At 72.3% G+C, this 12,393-nt stretch carries 16 protein-coding genes; 4 read left to right on the top strand and 12 right to left on the bottom strand.

From position 1 onward, the window contains the following. Together AQJ54_RS36705 and kbpA are read right to left on the bottom strand one after the other, a co-directional pair. A partial coding sequence (locus AQJ54_RS36705) for a protein kinase domain-containing protein (RefSeq protein ID WP_428843816.1) occupies positions 1-398 on the bottom strand: 398 nt, incomplete at its 3' end. Positions 399-568: 170 nt separating this feature from the next. Next, a complete protein-coding gene (kbpA, locus tag AQJ54_RS36700) occupies positions 569-1,312 on the bottom strand; it encodes an AfsK-binding protein KbpA (protein WP_079070170.1) in 744 nt (247 codons plus the stop codon). Positions 1,313-1,447: 135 nt separating this feature from the next. Between kbpA and AQJ54_RS36695 the strand changes: the two genes are divergently transcribed. Next, a complete protein-coding gene (locus AQJ54_RS36695; RefSeq protein ID WP_020137688.1) occupies positions 1,448-2,083 on the top strand; it encodes a TetR family transcriptional regulator in 636 nt (211 codons plus the stop codon). Positions 2,084-2,178: 95 nt separating this feature from the next. On the opposite strand, the gene AQJ54_RS36690 is transcribed toward AQJ54_RS36695, so the two are convergent. Both AQJ54_RS36690 and AQJ54_RS36685 read right to left on the bottom strand, forming a co-directional pair. Then, complete coding sequence (locus AQJ54_RS36690; protein ID WP_062030286.1) at positions 2,179-2,670, bottom strand: nitroreductase/quinone reductase family protein; 492 nt, start codon at positions 2,668-2,670, stop codon at positions 2,179-2,181. Continuing rightward, positions 2,667-3,902: an acyl-CoA dehydrogenase family protein gene (locus tag AQJ54_RS36685; protein ID WP_062245040.1), complete on the bottom strand. Its 1,236-nt coding sequence runs from the start codon at positions 3,900-3,902 to the stop codon at positions 2,667-2,669. The genes AQJ54_RS36690 and AQJ54_RS36685 overlap by 4 nt, the downstream gene beginning before the upstream one ends. Positions 3,903-3,984: 82 nt before the next feature. On the opposite strand from AQJ54_RS36685, the gene AQJ54_RS36680 reads away from it, so the two are divergent. Then, a complete protein-coding gene (locus AQJ54_RS36680) occupies positions 3,985-5,154 on the top strand; it encodes a thiolase C-terminal domain-containing protein (RefSeq protein ID WP_062245038.1) in 1,170 nt (389 codons plus the stop codon). A 30-nt stretch (positions 5,155-5,184) separates the two neighbouring features. Here the strand turns inward: AQJ54_RS36680 and AQJ54_RS36675 are convergent, their stop codons facing one another. Both AQJ54_RS36675 and AQJ54_RS36670 read right to left on the bottom strand, forming a co-directional pair. After that, on the bottom strand, positions 5,185-5,559 hold the full coding sequence (locus AQJ54_RS36675; RefSeq protein ID WP_062245035.1) for a type II toxin-antitoxin system VapC family toxin: 375 nt from the start codon (positions 5,557-5,559) through the stop codon (positions 5,185-5,187). Next, the gene (locus AQJ54_RS36670) at positions 5,559-5,801 is read right to left on the bottom strand and encodes a type II toxin-antitoxin system Phd/YefM family antitoxin (RefSeq protein WP_062030294.1); all 243 of its coding nucleotides are present in this window, start codon (positions 5,799-5,801) and stop codon (positions 5,559-5,561) included. Before AQJ54_RS36670 ends, AQJ54_RS36675 begins: the two co-directional genes overlap by 1 nt. A 93-nt stretch (positions 5,802-5,894) precedes the next feature. Between AQJ54_RS36670 and AQJ54_RS36665 the strand changes: the two genes are divergently transcribed. Then, entirely contained in the window at positions 5,895-6,560 is a 666-nt protein-coding gene (locus tag AQJ54_RS36665; protein WP_062030296.1) for a pyridoxine/pyridoxamine 5'-phosphate oxidase, read from the top strand. Between the two features lie 16 nt (positions 6,561-6,576). On the opposite strand, the gene AQJ54_RS36660 is transcribed toward AQJ54_RS36665, so the two are convergent. The 6 genes from AQJ54_RS36660 to AQJ54_RS36635 form a co-directional block, all read right to left on the bottom strand. Beyond that, positions 6,577-7,437, bottom strand: coding sequence for a GNAT family N-acetyltransferase (locus AQJ54_RS36660; RefSeq protein WP_062245032.1), 861 nt, complete (start codon positions 7,435-7,437; stop codon positions 6,577-6,579). 43 nt (positions 7,438-7,480) lie between these two features. Next, positions 7,481-8,377, bottom strand: coding sequence for a GNAT family N-acetyltransferase (locus AQJ54_RS36655; protein ID WP_062245028.1), 897 nt, complete (start codon positions 8,375-8,377; stop codon positions 7,481-7,483). 41 nt (positions 8,378-8,418) lie between these two features. Continuing rightward, positions 8,419-9,129, bottom strand: coding sequence for a class I SAM-dependent methyltransferase (locus AQJ54_RS36650; protein ID WP_062245026.1), 711 nt, complete (start codon positions 9,127-9,129; stop codon positions 8,419-8,421). A 286-nt stretch (positions 9,130-9,415) separates the two neighbouring features. After that, positions 9,416-10,015 carry a GNAT family N-acetyltransferase gene (locus AQJ54_RS36645; RefSeq protein WP_062245023.1) on the bottom strand — a complete coding sequence of 200 codons (600 nt, stop codon included), beginning with the start codon at positions 10,013-10,015 and terminating at the stop codon, positions 9,416-9,418. Between the two features lie 12 nt (positions 10,016-10,027). Beyond that, positions 10,028-10,450: a Zn-ribbon domain-containing OB-fold protein gene (locus tag AQJ54_RS36640; RefSeq protein WP_062245020.1), complete on the bottom strand. Its 423-nt coding sequence runs from the start codon at positions 10,448-10,450 to the stop codon at positions 10,028-10,030. Continuing rightward, positions 10,447-10,896: a DoxX family membrane protein gene (locus AQJ54_RS36635; protein ID WP_062030308.1), complete on the bottom strand. Its 450-nt coding sequence runs from the start codon at positions 10,894-10,896 to the stop codon at positions 10,447-10,449. The genes AQJ54_RS36640 and AQJ54_RS36635 overlap by 4 nt, the downstream gene beginning before the upstream one ends. Before the next feature lie 188 nt (positions 10,897-11,084). Between AQJ54_RS36635 and AQJ54_RS36630 the strand changes: the two genes are divergently transcribed. Further along, positions 11,085-12,293, top strand: a complete 1,209-nt coding sequence (locus AQJ54_RS36630; RefSeq protein ID WP_062245017.1) for a flavin-containing monooxygenase — start codon at positions 11,085-11,087, stop codon at positions 12,291-12,293. Positions 12,294-12,393: the final 100 nt, after the last annotated feature.

The following is a 12,393-nucleotide window of genomic DNA, read 5'->3' as shown; positions in this document are numbered from 1 at the left end:
CCGGCGCCGTGGATGGACTGGAGGGCCTCGGCGACGCCCGCCGCGAACCAGCGCACCGCCTGGGCCGGGAGCGGCCCGCACTCGTTCACTATCTCCTCGAGGGAGGGCGCGGGGACATAGGCGGTGGCCAGCCACGGCACGGCCGCGCGCGGGTCGGCGTCGACCACGGCCGCCGTGTAGAAGCCGGAGACCGCCCGGGCCGCCTCCACCTCGCGGGTGAAGCGGACCCGGAAGAGCTGGTCCTCGGCGAGCTCCGTACGGACGGTCTTGATCGCCACCCGCCGGCCCGAAGCCGAGCGCGCGAGATAGACCAGCCCCATGCCGCCGGCACCCAGCCGCCCCAGCACCTCGAACGGCCCGATCCTGCGCGGATCGTGCTGCGTCAGCTGATCCACCACTCTGCCTGCCACCTCCCCGTACAAGCCGCGCCACCCACATATGTACGCGACCCCGTGCAGCGTCTCACCACCGCACCGCCATGGCGGCACGCAACCCTGATTCTTCCTGGCCGGAGGCCTGGTGGCGAACCCGGGGTCAAATGGGGTGTCTCACATCAAACCGGTATCTTCTACCGCTCCGTCCGCTCCAGAACCGCGAACGACGCCCCTTGATTGTCGGTGACGACCGCCACTTTCCCGTACGACGTCTCGAATGGCGGCGCCTGGACCCGCCCCCCGAGCCGGCCGACCGTCCCGAGCACCGCCTCGCAGTCCTCCACCTGGAAGTGGACGAGGAAATGGGGCGGCATCTCGGCGGGGAACACGTCGGCGACGGGGGCGCGGCCGAAGTCGGGGTGGGCGTCCGGGCCGAAGAGGGCGTCGTGGAAGAGGCCGCCGTAGAAGGTGTTGGCGGCCTCGGTGTCCCGGGCGTACAGCTCCGCCCAGGCGAAGGTGCCGGGCCGGTGCCGGACCCCGAAGCCCTGGTGACTGCCGGGCTCCCACAGCGCGAACACGGCCCCCTCCGGGTCGGTGACCAGCGCGGACATGCCCAGCTCCGCGACCGGCACGGGAGCGGTGACGACCTGTCCGCCGGCCGCCCAGATCCGGTCGGCGAGACCCTCGATGTCCGGGGTGGCGAAGTACACCGTCCACACGGTGGGCATCCGCCCGTCGGTCTTGCGGGCGAGCCCGGCGACCGGTTCGCCCTCGCGCAGGGCCCACACCGAGCCGCCGGGCGCCTCCTCGAAGGTCCACCCGAAGAGCTCACCGTAGAACCGCTGCCCGGCGGCCACGTCGGGCAGCTGCGCGTCCACCCAGCAGGGGACGCCCTCGCCGTAACCCGTTCCGTCTGCGGATGCCCTGTTTTCGGCCATACCGTCAAAGTAACGGCGACGCACGCACCCCGCAGGACCAGGCACACCCGCCTCCCGGACCCCTCGCACCCCATTTGCAGTCGGCCGAATCGCGCTCCGATCACCCCTCGGTAAGCTGACGGCATGACAGGACAAGTGCGTACCGTCGACGGCCGTGTGGCCGGTCGGCGTGGGCAGGCGACCCGGCAGAAGCTGCTCGACTGCCTCAGCGAGATGCTCAGCTCCTCCCCTTACCGGGACGTCAAAGTCATCGATGTCGCCCGGAAGGCGGGCACTTCACCCGCGACCTTCTACCAGTACTTCCCGGACGTCGAAGGCGCCGTCCTGGAGATCGCCGAGCAAATGGCGACCGAGGGCGGCCAGTTGACCGAGCTGCTCGAAGGCCGGTCATGGGTCGGCAAGGCGGGATGGCAGACCGCGCAGGAACTCGTGGAGGGCTTCCTCGAGTTCTGGCGCAGGAACGACGCGATCCTGCGCGTGGTCGACCTCGGTGCCGCCGAGGGCGACAAGCGGTTCTACAAGATCCGCATGAAGATCCTGAACTCGGTGAACAACTCCCTCTCGGACGCGGTCGCCGAGCTCCAGTCCAAGGGCAAGGTCGACAAGGACGTCAACCCGGCCGCGGTGGCGGGCTCCCTGGTCGCGATGCTCGCGGCGGTGGCCTCGCACCAGAAGGGCTTCCAGACGTGGGGCGTCAAGCAGGCTGAACTCAAGCCGAACCTGGCGCTGTTGGTGCATCTGGGCGTCACCGGGAAGAAGCCGACGAAGTAGCGCGTCCCCTCTTTCTCGGCTCACCGGTCTCAAGTCCTGTCAGGCAGGCGGCTGTTCACTCGGGTGGACGGCCGCCTGTCGTGCGTACGCGGCTTTCACTCGGGTGGACGGCCGCCCGTCGCGCGTACGATCCGGAAGAGCCGGATCTCCCGCTCCACCCGCGCCTGATAGGTGGCGTACGGCGGCCAGAACGCCAGCGCGGTCTTCCACACGGCCGCCCGCTCCTCCCCCGTCAGCAGGGTCGCCCGCACCGGGATGTCCGCACCCTTCCAGCTGACCTCGGCGTCGGGGTGGGCGATGAGGTTGCCGGTCCAGGCGGGGTGGCCCTCGCGGCCGAAGTTCGAGCCGATGAGGATCCAGGAGCGGCCCTCCTCCTCGGGCATGCAGGCGAGCGGGGTCCGGCGGGCCAGCCCGCTTCTCGCCCCGGTGGAGGTGAGGATCACCCCCGGCAGCATCTGGGCGCTGAGCAGGACCTTCCCCCGGGTGAGCCGGTGCACGGCCCGGTCCAGCGCGGGAATCACATGGGGGGCCACCTTGGCGAAGCCGCGCGTGGACGACACCTTCTGCACGATCCGTTCCCCGATCACACCGTCACCTCCGTCCGCTCGAAGAGCCGTGCCGCGTCGGCGGCGTGCGCCCGCAGCCGGTGCGCGGGCCCGAAGAGCAGATCGTCTCCGGTCGCCCGCTTGAAGTACAGATGGGCTTCGTGCTCCCAGGTGAACCCGATGCCGCCGTGCAGCTGGATGCCCTCGGCGGCCGCGGTGCGCAGCGCCTCCAGGGCCTGGGCGAGGGCGAGACCGCCGACCCGCTGCTCGCCCTGTCCGACGGCCCAGGCGGCGTAGTAGGCGGCCGAGCGGGCCGCCTGGAGCTGCACGTACACATCGGCCAGCCGGTGCTTCACGGCCTGGAAGGACCCGATCGCCCGCCCGAACTGCTCCCGCTGCCCCACGTACTCGACGGTCCGCTCCAGCGCCCGGTCGGCGGCCCCGACGGCCTCGCAGGCGAGCACGGCGGCGACGGTGTCACCGAGGCGGGCCAGCGCCTCCAGCACGTCGGCCTCGTCGTCCCCGCCCAGCAACTCGGCCTCCACGTGCCGTAGTTGGATGCACGCCCGGGGCCGGGTGGCATCGAGAGCGGTCTGCCGGGTCCGGACGAGCCCGGGAGCGTCACTGGAAACCAGGAACAGCAGAGTGCGGGACCGGGCGAACCCCCCGGCGTGCGCGGCGACGACCAGAAGACCGGCGGTATGCCCGTCGAGAACCTGCTCGACCTGGCCGTAGAGCCGCCAGACCGTGCCGGCGCCACCTCCCGGCGCGCCCGGCCCTGCGGTGGCGTCGCCTCCCGTACCGCGGACGAGTCGTGCCTGCACTCCCCCCGCGCGCCCGCCCCCGGCCCACTCCCCCTCGTTGCCGCAGGTGAGGGCGAGGGCCGTGGCCGGTGGGGCGGCGAGGGTGGCGGTCAGGGTGCCGGAGGCGAGGCGGGGGAGCAGGTCCGCTCGCTGGGCCTCCGTGCCCAGGGCCAGCAGCAGGGGGGCGGCGAGGACGGCCGTCGCCAGCAGGGGCGAGGGCGCCAGCACCCGGCCCGTCTCCTCGCAGGCCAGCGCCAGTTCGGTCGCCGAGCAGCCCACACCGCCGTACTCCTCGGGCAGGGCCAGTCCCGGCAGCCCCAGCTGTCCGGCGAGGGCCGCCCACAGGTCGGGGTCGTGGCCGGCCGGGGTGTCGAGCGCCTCCCGCAGCTCACGCGGGCCGCATCGCCTGCGCAGCAGATCCCACAACGCGCCCCGGATCTCGTCCTGTTCGGCGGTGAAGCGAGCGTCCATGGCTCTTCCTCTTCCCTCCGGATCTGACGGTCCGTCATATTAGGAGCGCCCGCACCAGTTGCCCAGAGGCAGGAGGCCCCTCATGCCCCCCGGGAGCCGGAAAGTCGCGATCACCGGCGTGGCCCTCGCGGACTGCGGCCGCGTGGACGACACGACCCCCTACGCGCTGCACGCCCAGGCCGCCCGCCGCGCACTGGCGGACGCGGGCCTGGACCGGTCCCTCGTCGACGGCCTGGCCTCCGCGGGCACCGGCACCCTCGCCCCCGTCGAGATCGCCGAGTACCTGGGCCTGCGCCCCACCTGGGTCGACTCGACCTCCGTCGGCGGCTCCACCTGGGAGGTCATGGCGGCCCACGCGGCCGACGCGATCGCCGCCGGACACGCGAACGCGGTGCTCCTGGTCTACGGCTCCATGGCCCGCGCCGACATCAAGGCGGGCCGCCGCACCGGCACGCTCTCCTTCGGCGCTCGCGGCCCGCTCCAGTTCGAGGTGCCGTACGGCCACACCCTGATCGCCAAGTACGCGATGGCGGCCCGCCGTCACATGATCGAACACGGTACGACGATCGAGCAGTTGGCGTCCGTCGCGGTACAGGCACGGGCCAACGCGGCGCTGAACCCGGAGGCGATGTTCCGCGACCCGATCACCGTGGACGACGTCCTGGCGGGCCCGATGATCGCGGACCCCTTCACCAAGCTGCACTGCTGCATCCGCTCCGACGGCGGCGCGGCGGTGCTGCTGGTGGCCGAGGAGTACGTACGGGACTGCCGTACCGCCCCCGTCTGGGTGCTCGGCACCGGGGAGTACGTCTCGCACGTCAGCATGTCCGAGTGGCCCGACTTCACGGTGTCCCCGGCCGCGGTGAGCGGACGGCTGGCCTTCGAGCGGGCCGGGGTGCGGCCGGAGGAGGTCGAACTCGCCGAGATCTACGACGCGTTCACGTACATGACGCTGGTGACCCTGGAGGACCTCGGCTTCTGCGCGAAGGGCGAGGGCGGCTCCTTCGTGGAGAAGGGGCGGCTGCTGGTCGAGGGCGGCGACCTGCCGGTGAACACCGACGGCGGCGGCCTGTCCGCCCAGCACCCGGGCATGCGCGGACTGTTCCTGCTCGTGGAGGCGGTACGGCAGCTGCGCGGGGAGGCGGGCGCCCGGCAGGTCAGACGCCGGGACGGGTCCGCGCCGGGGCTGGCGGTGGCGTCGGGGACGGGCGGGTGGTTCTGCTCGTCGGGGACGGTGGTGCTGGGGCGTTAGGGCACAACCCGCGTCGCCGCCGGATTCCTCTCACACGGGCATGACCCGCACGTCATACTGCGGGATCCACTTGTCCCGCGTCACCAGGGTCATCCCCTCGATCTGCGCCTGGGCGACCAGTATCCGGTCGAAGGGGTCCCGGTGGTGCGCCGGGAGCCGGCCCGCACGCACGCCGTGCCCAGCTGTGACGGGCAGGCTGGTGAACTGGCTGTCGCGCACCCGCTCAGCCAGGTCCTCCGGGCCTTCCAGTTTTCCGAGGGACTGTTTCATGGCGATCTCCCACGGTGATACGGCACTGACGTACACCGCGGGTTCCGTGTCGAGCAGATCCTTGACCTCACCGGACAGCTCGATGGAGTCGCCCAACCACCACAGAACGACATGGGTGTCGAGCAGCAGCCTCATCAGCGCATCCCGAAAGCGTCGGCGATGTCGTCGGGCAGTTCATCGAAGTCGTCCGGGATGTGGATCTGCCCCCGGAGCGAGCCCCGGCCGGTCCGCTTCACCTTGGGGCGCAGCGGCACCACCTTCGCCACCGGCTCTCCCGCCTTGCTGATCACGATTTCCTCACCGGTCGCAACCTGCTCCAGAATCCGCGAAAAGTGCGTCTTGGCTTCATGGACGTTGTACTGACGGGCTGCTTCCATGGCTGCCTCACGGTAAGGTCACGGGTGGACTAAGCGATGGACTAAGTCTAGCTCTCCCAGAGGTAGGGCGCACCCGTCGGTACCGTCTGGGGCATGGCAACCGATCTTCACGAGCTGCTCAGGTCGCTGCGGGTGTGGGACCCGGAGGTCACCACGCTGCCCGCCTTCGACCCGGCCGGCGCGCCCGCGGCCCCGCTGGAGCTGTTCACCACCTGGTTCGCTCAGGCGGTGGCGGCCGGGCAGACCGAGCCGCACACCATGTCCCTGGCCACGGCGGACCCGGAGGGGCGGCCGGACGTGCGCACGGTGATGCTGCATGGCGCCGACGCGGACGGCTTCGCCTTCGCGAGCCACGCCCACAGCCGCAAGGGCGGCCACCTGGCGGTCCGGCCGTACGCCGCGCTCGGCTTCTACTGGCCGGTGCTGGGCCGGCAGGTGCGGGTACGGGGTCCGGTGACCGCGGCCCCCTCCGGAGAGGGCCAGGCCGACCTGCACGCCCGCTCGACCGGTGCGCTGGCGGCGGCCCTCACCGGGCGGCAGAGCGAAGTACTGGGCTCCCTGGACGAGTTGGCGCGGGCCTCCGAGCAGTCCTGGGACCGAGCGCAACGGGAACCCGCGGCACCCGTCCCCTCATGGACGCTGTACCGGCTCGCCCCCGAGGAGGTCGAGTTCTTCCAGGGCGACGAGCGCAGGCAGCACGTACGCCTCGCCTACCGCCGCACGGACGGCGGCTGGGAGCGGCAACTGCTGTGGCCGTGACTCGGGTGACTGCGGTCTACGCGAAGTCGTACCCGGACCAGTCGACGACCGGGACGTAACCGAGGCGCCGGTAGAGGGCGTTGCTGGTCGGGTTGGCCGCGTCCGTGAACAGCACGACGTCGGTGGCGCCCGCGGCGAGCGCGGCCCGGCTGACCTCGACCGTGGCGGCGGCCGCGTAGCCGTGGCCGCGCCGGTCGGCGGGGGTGTAGACGGGGTCCACCTGGCTCAGGCCGGCGACCATCGGGTTCAGGCCCGCCAGGGAGACGGGGGTGCCGTCGGGGGTCTCCCAGAACACGTAGTTCTTGTCGGAGAAGCGGGTGCGGGGCCAGGACTCGGCGTCGATGGTGACGTCCTCCCCCACGTCGGCGGCGAACCCCCTGCACAGGCCCATGAGTTGTTCCAGATCCTGCTCTCCCGCGAACCGGCCCCGGCCCTCGGGGAACGGCGACGGCGGGGTGAGCGTGCCGAGGCGGTGCAGATGGAGCCGTACGCGCAGGGTCGGCGTGGCACCGGTGTGCCGCCGCCAGGCCTCGGCGAACACGGCGGCGGTGTCATGGTCCGCGCTGACGGAGGGCAGCGTGTGCCCGAGGGCGGCCAGTCGGGCGGCGAGGGCGTCGGCCTGCTCGGGGGTGAGAGGGGTGAGGCTGATGCCGCGGGACGGTGAGAGGCGGTAGAAGGCGGCCCGCGTCTCGCCGTCCCGCTCCAGCAGCCCGAAGACCGCGGCTTCCGCGCCGTAGGCCGCCGCGCCCCGGGTACGCAGTCGTGCGGCCCAGGTCAGCGGCATGATGTGCGCGACGGGGCGGGAGCGCAGGAAGTCACCTGCGCGGGCGAGGAAGTCGTCGAGGTCGTCGGTGAGGTGCCAGTCTTCGGGGCGCATGGTTGGTGATCCCTGGGGACGAGGTGGGGTCGGGGGCGGGGCGTCAGGACGGCTCTGTGAAGTCGTACGCCGTGAAGTCCGCCACCGGGCGGTAACCGAGGCGCCGGTAGAGGGCGTTGCTGGTCGGGTTGGCCAGGTCGGTGAAGAGGAGGAGCTGGTCGGCGCCGCGGTCGAGGGCTGTGCGGGTGATCGCGGTGGTGACGGCGGCGGCGTAGCCGCGGCGGCGGAGGGGAGCCGGGGTGTAGACAGGCGCGACCCGGATCATGCCGGCGAGCAGGGGGCTGATCCCGGCCATGGAGACGGGGGTGCCGTCGGGGGTCTCCCAGAGGGTGAGACCGCCGTAGGCGAGCCGGGTGTCGGTCCAGGCGCTGGCGTCCTGCCGGCCGGGCTCCCCGATGGCCTCCTGGAACTCGCCGAACCAGAGGGCGAGCAGTTCCCGGTCCGCCTGTCCCGCGATCCGGGCCCGCCCCGGCGGTGCCGGGTCCGGTGGGGTCAGTGCGGCGAGCCGGTGGAGTCGGGTGCCGTGCGGGCGGGGGCCGGTCGTGGCGCCCGTACGGCGAGACCAGGACGCGGCGAACGCGTCCGCGGTCTCGCGGACCGCGTTGACGCCGGAGACCGGGCGTCCCAGTGCGAGCAGACGGGCGGCGAGCGCGTCGGCCTGTGCGGGGGTGAGCGCGGTGGTCACCAGCCGGTGCGGCGGCGTCCGGAAGCAGGCCGCCCGCACCTGCCCGGCCTCCTCCAGCACCCCGAACCAGGGCGCCTGCTCGCCGTACGTCCGCGCTCCGCCGTTGCGCAGTGTCTCGACCACGGTGAGCACGAGGGTGTGCAGGTCGGGGCGGGAGCGGAGGAAGGTGCCGGCCTGGGAGAGGAAGGCGTCCAGGTCCTCGGTGACGTGCCAGGAGTCGGCAGTCGGGGGAGGCGGCGGGGTCTCGGGGCGCATGCCTCATCGTCCTCCGGGGTGCCGGAACATGCTCGCGAATTTCACCCGGCGTCCTTGCGCATGCGCACCGCCACGAAGAACGGCGTTTGGTGGGTTTTCAGGTAGCGGGCCTCGTCGACCCGGCGGGCCGCCTCCGTGGCGCGGGGCTCCACGAGCCGCTCCAGGGCGAATCCGGTGTCGAGGAGTTCGCCGAGGAAGGTCTGCATCGTCATACGGCGGTAGGAGTTGGTGGCTCCGCTGTCCCCGAAGCGGGTCTCCACACGGTCCTCGTCGAAGTAGGAGCCGCCGTGCCAGATCCAGTCGGCGGTCGGGTGGACGGTGGAGAGCAGCAGTGTTCCGCCGGGGCGCAGCACGCGGTGCAGTTCCGCCAGCAACTCCCGGCGGGCTTCCAGGTGATGGTGGACCAGGGCCACGACGCCGAGGTCGAAGGAGTCGTCGGGCAGGAAGGCGAGGGGTTCCTCCAGGTCGTGGTGGTGCAGCGTGACGGCGGGGTCGTCACCTACGCGGTCCCGGGCGTGGTCCAGCAGTCTCGCGCTGCCCTCGACCCCGACCACCTCGGCCGCGCCGCGGGCCCGTAGTTCCGTGATGTAGTGCCCGGCCCCGCAGCCGGCGTCCAGCACCCGCAGACCCGTGACGTCCCCGGCCAGTTCGAGCATGGCGGGGCGGTCGGTGTGGGCGTTGTAGGGGCCGTCGGTCGCGTTGCCGGCGAAGTAGTCGCCGAGGGCGCCCTCGTAGGCGGTGGAGATACGCATCCCGGCATGCTGGCAAGGGCCGTCCGGCGGGACAACGGGCTTCGGCAAAGGGCGAGTTAAGAGTCGGCCGCGACATCTCGGCCCGCTCGCCCGTCGCGCCCGGGACGGCGTGGGCTTGAACCGGTCCACCGGGAGCGCCACCGGCAGGTCCACCGGAGGCCCACCGGCAGGTCCACCGGCAGGCCCACCGCCAGGTCCACCGGGAGGACGGGCGAGGGCGGCGCCCAGGGGATGGGTGAGGGCGGTGCCCAGGGCTACGGTCGCCCCGGGTTTCGCCGCCCGCCCCTCACCCCCGCTCCGGATCGCTCGCCAGTCGGGCGTGCAGATGGGCGTCGCGGAAGGCGTCGTGGCGGCCCGCCTCGAACATCGATCCCCGTAGCGTGCCCTCGTAGCGGAAGCCGCAGCGTTCGGCGACGCGGCAGGACGCCTCGTGGCCGACGCCGTGACCCAACTCAAGGCGGTGGAGGGCCAGTTCGGTGTGCGCCCAGTGGGAGGCAAGGCGGAGGGCCCGGGTGGCGACGCCCCGGCCGCGGGCCTCGGGGAGGACCCAGTAGCCGACGCGGGCGGTGCTGAAGACGTGGTTGATGCCGTCGACTCCGACGTGCCCCAGTGTCGTACCGCTCGACTCGTCATCGATCCGGTACGACGCGCTGGTGCCGTCCGCCGCCATGCCGCCCTTGCGGCGCAGCGCCTCGCGGGCGCCGGCGAGGTCGTCGATCAGGGTGAGCGGGGTGTTCCAGAGGGCGAAGTCCGGGTCGGTGACGCCCCGTAGCCAGCTCTCGGCGTCGGCGTCGCTGTCCGGGTCCCACGGCCGCAGCCACAGGCCGTGACCGTGCAGGTCGGGGAAGGGGTGGCTGGTGGGGTGCTGATCGTCGAGAGGGGGCACCGGGCCATTCAATCAAGCCCCTGTCGGCCCTCCCCGCGGCCTGAACTTCGGGACGCCCTCCGGGAAGACCGCCTCCAGTTCCAGCCCCGGCCGCAGGTCCTCGTGGGCGCAGTGCACGATCTCCGTCATCATCCGCGGGCCCTCGGCGAGGTCGACGACGGCGGCGGCGTAGGGGGTGCGGTCCTTGAACGGCGGCAGGTCGTTGCGGTGGACGACCGACCAGGTGTGCAGGGTGGCCCGGCCGGTCGCCGCGAACCAGGAGACGTCCTCGCTCCAGCAGTGCGGGCAGAACTCGCGCGGGTAGTGGTGGACCCGCTCGCACGCCCCGCAGCGCCTGAGCAGCAGCACCCCCTGCCATGCCGCGTCCCAGTAGGTCCGCGTGAAGGCGTCCGCCTCCGGCAGGTCGTACCGCGGGGTCGCCGGAGTCCCGGTCACCGGAACCAGCCCAGCGCGGCGTCGAGCGACCACGTCTGCCAGGACATCCCGAACAGGGCCACGAGCGAGATGAGGGCCATCATCGAGTTCTGCCCCTGCTCGGCCCAGTCGTGGATCATCAGGGTGAAGTAGAGGACGTTCAGGAGCAGCCCGCCGACCAGGGCGACCGGCGTCAGCAGTCCGAGGATCAGACCGAGTCCCAGGGCGAGTTCGGCGTACGCGACGACGTAGGCCATGGTTTTGGGACGGGGTGCGACGACCACGTCGAAGCCGCTGCGGACCGGGGTCCAGCGGTGCTTGGCGGCGATGTCGGCGGCCCAGGTGATGCCACCGCCCTTGAACCACGTCTTCTTGTCCTTGTGCCGCCAGCTCTCCAGCCACCACAGGCCGAGACCGATGCGCAGGACGGCAAGCCACTCGGCCCCGGTGAGCCAGATCGTGTCCATGAAATCTGACGGTACGTCAGATGGAGGGTTCCGGGAACCCTGTCGGCCGGCCGGTCCGGCACTCTGGAGTTTTCCGTGTGGGCTACGTCACGCGACCCACGCACTTCTCCTACAGGCGTGATCGATCCGCAACCAATTCCCGTCTTGACCGAGACCTATCAACGAGCTGTCTGATTACGCTCGCGCTCATGGGCGACTCCTCTCTCTCCACCAGCACCGCCGACCACCCCGTGTACGTGGTCGGCGGCGGCCCGGCCGGACTCTCCGTCGCGTACGCACTGCGCGCCCGGGGGATCCGCGCGGTCGTCCTGGAGAAGTCCGAGCACGTCGGCGCGTCCTGGCGGCGCCACTACGACCGCCTCCACCTGCACACCACCCGCCGTCTGTCGGCGCTGCCCGGACTGCCGATGCCCCGCCGCTTCGGCCGCTGGGTCTCGCGCGACGACGTGGTGCGCTACCTGGAGAAGTACGCGGAGCACCACGAGCTGGAGACGGTCACCGGAGTCGAGGTCTCCCGCATCGAGCGCACCCCCGACGGCAGCGGCTGGCTGCTGCACGCCACCGGCGGCCGCGAACTGACCGGCGCCGCGGTGGTCGTGGCCACCGGCTGGAACCACACCCCGCTGCTGCCGGACTGGCCGGGCCGCGAGGAGTACAAGGGCGAGCTGCGGCACGCGGGCGAGTACCGCAACCCCGAGCCCTACGCGGGCCGTGACGTCCTGGTCGTCGGCGTCGGCAACACCGGTGCCGAGATCGCCGTGGACCTGGTCGAGGGCGGCGCCGCACGGGTCCGGCTGTCGGTGCGCACCGCCCCGCACATCGTCCGCCGTTCCACGGCCGGCTGGGCGGCCCAGTACACGGGCGTGCTCGTACGACGGCTGCCGGTCGGCCTCGTCGACCGCCTGGCCCGTCCCCTGGCGAAGCTCAGCGTCCCCGACCTCTCCGCGCACGGCCTGCCCCGCCCCGACACCGGCCTCTACAGCCGGGCCAAGGCGGGCGCCATCCCGGTCCAGGACGTCGGCCTCATCGACGCGATCCGCAAGGGCCGCATCGAGGTGGTGGCCGCCGTCGAGGGCTTCGAGGGCGACGAGGTCCTGCTCGCCGACGGCACCCGGATCACCCCGGAGGCGGTGATCGCGGCCACGGGGTACGCCCGTTCGCTGGAGGGTCTGGTCGGCGGCCTGGACGTCCTCGACGGGCGCGGGGGTCCGGTGGTCAACGGGGCCCGTGCCCCGAAGAACGCCGCCGGCCTCTACTTCTCCGGGTTCGTCACGCCCATCAGCGGCACCTTCCGGGAGGTCGCCATGGACGCCGAGAGGATCGCGAAGGCCGTCGAGAAGGCGGCGAAGGCCGCGGAGAAGGGCGGCGGGAGCCGCCTCTCGCGACTGCCCGTCTGACCCCCTTCCAGCTACCCGTCCGACGCACCTGCGACTGCCCGTCCGACCCGCTTCCGGCTACCCGTCCGACGCACCTGCGACTGCCCGTCCGGCGCCCGGG

It is taken from the genome of Streptomyces griseorubiginosus (assembly GCF_001514195.1).
Lineage (GTDB): Bacteria > Actinomycetota > Actinomycetes > Streptomycetales > Streptomycetaceae > Streptomyces > Streptomyces griseorubiginosus.
The sequence above is the reverse complement of the archived record's forward strand: the minus strand, read 5'-3'. Positions and strand labels throughout refer to the sequence as shown.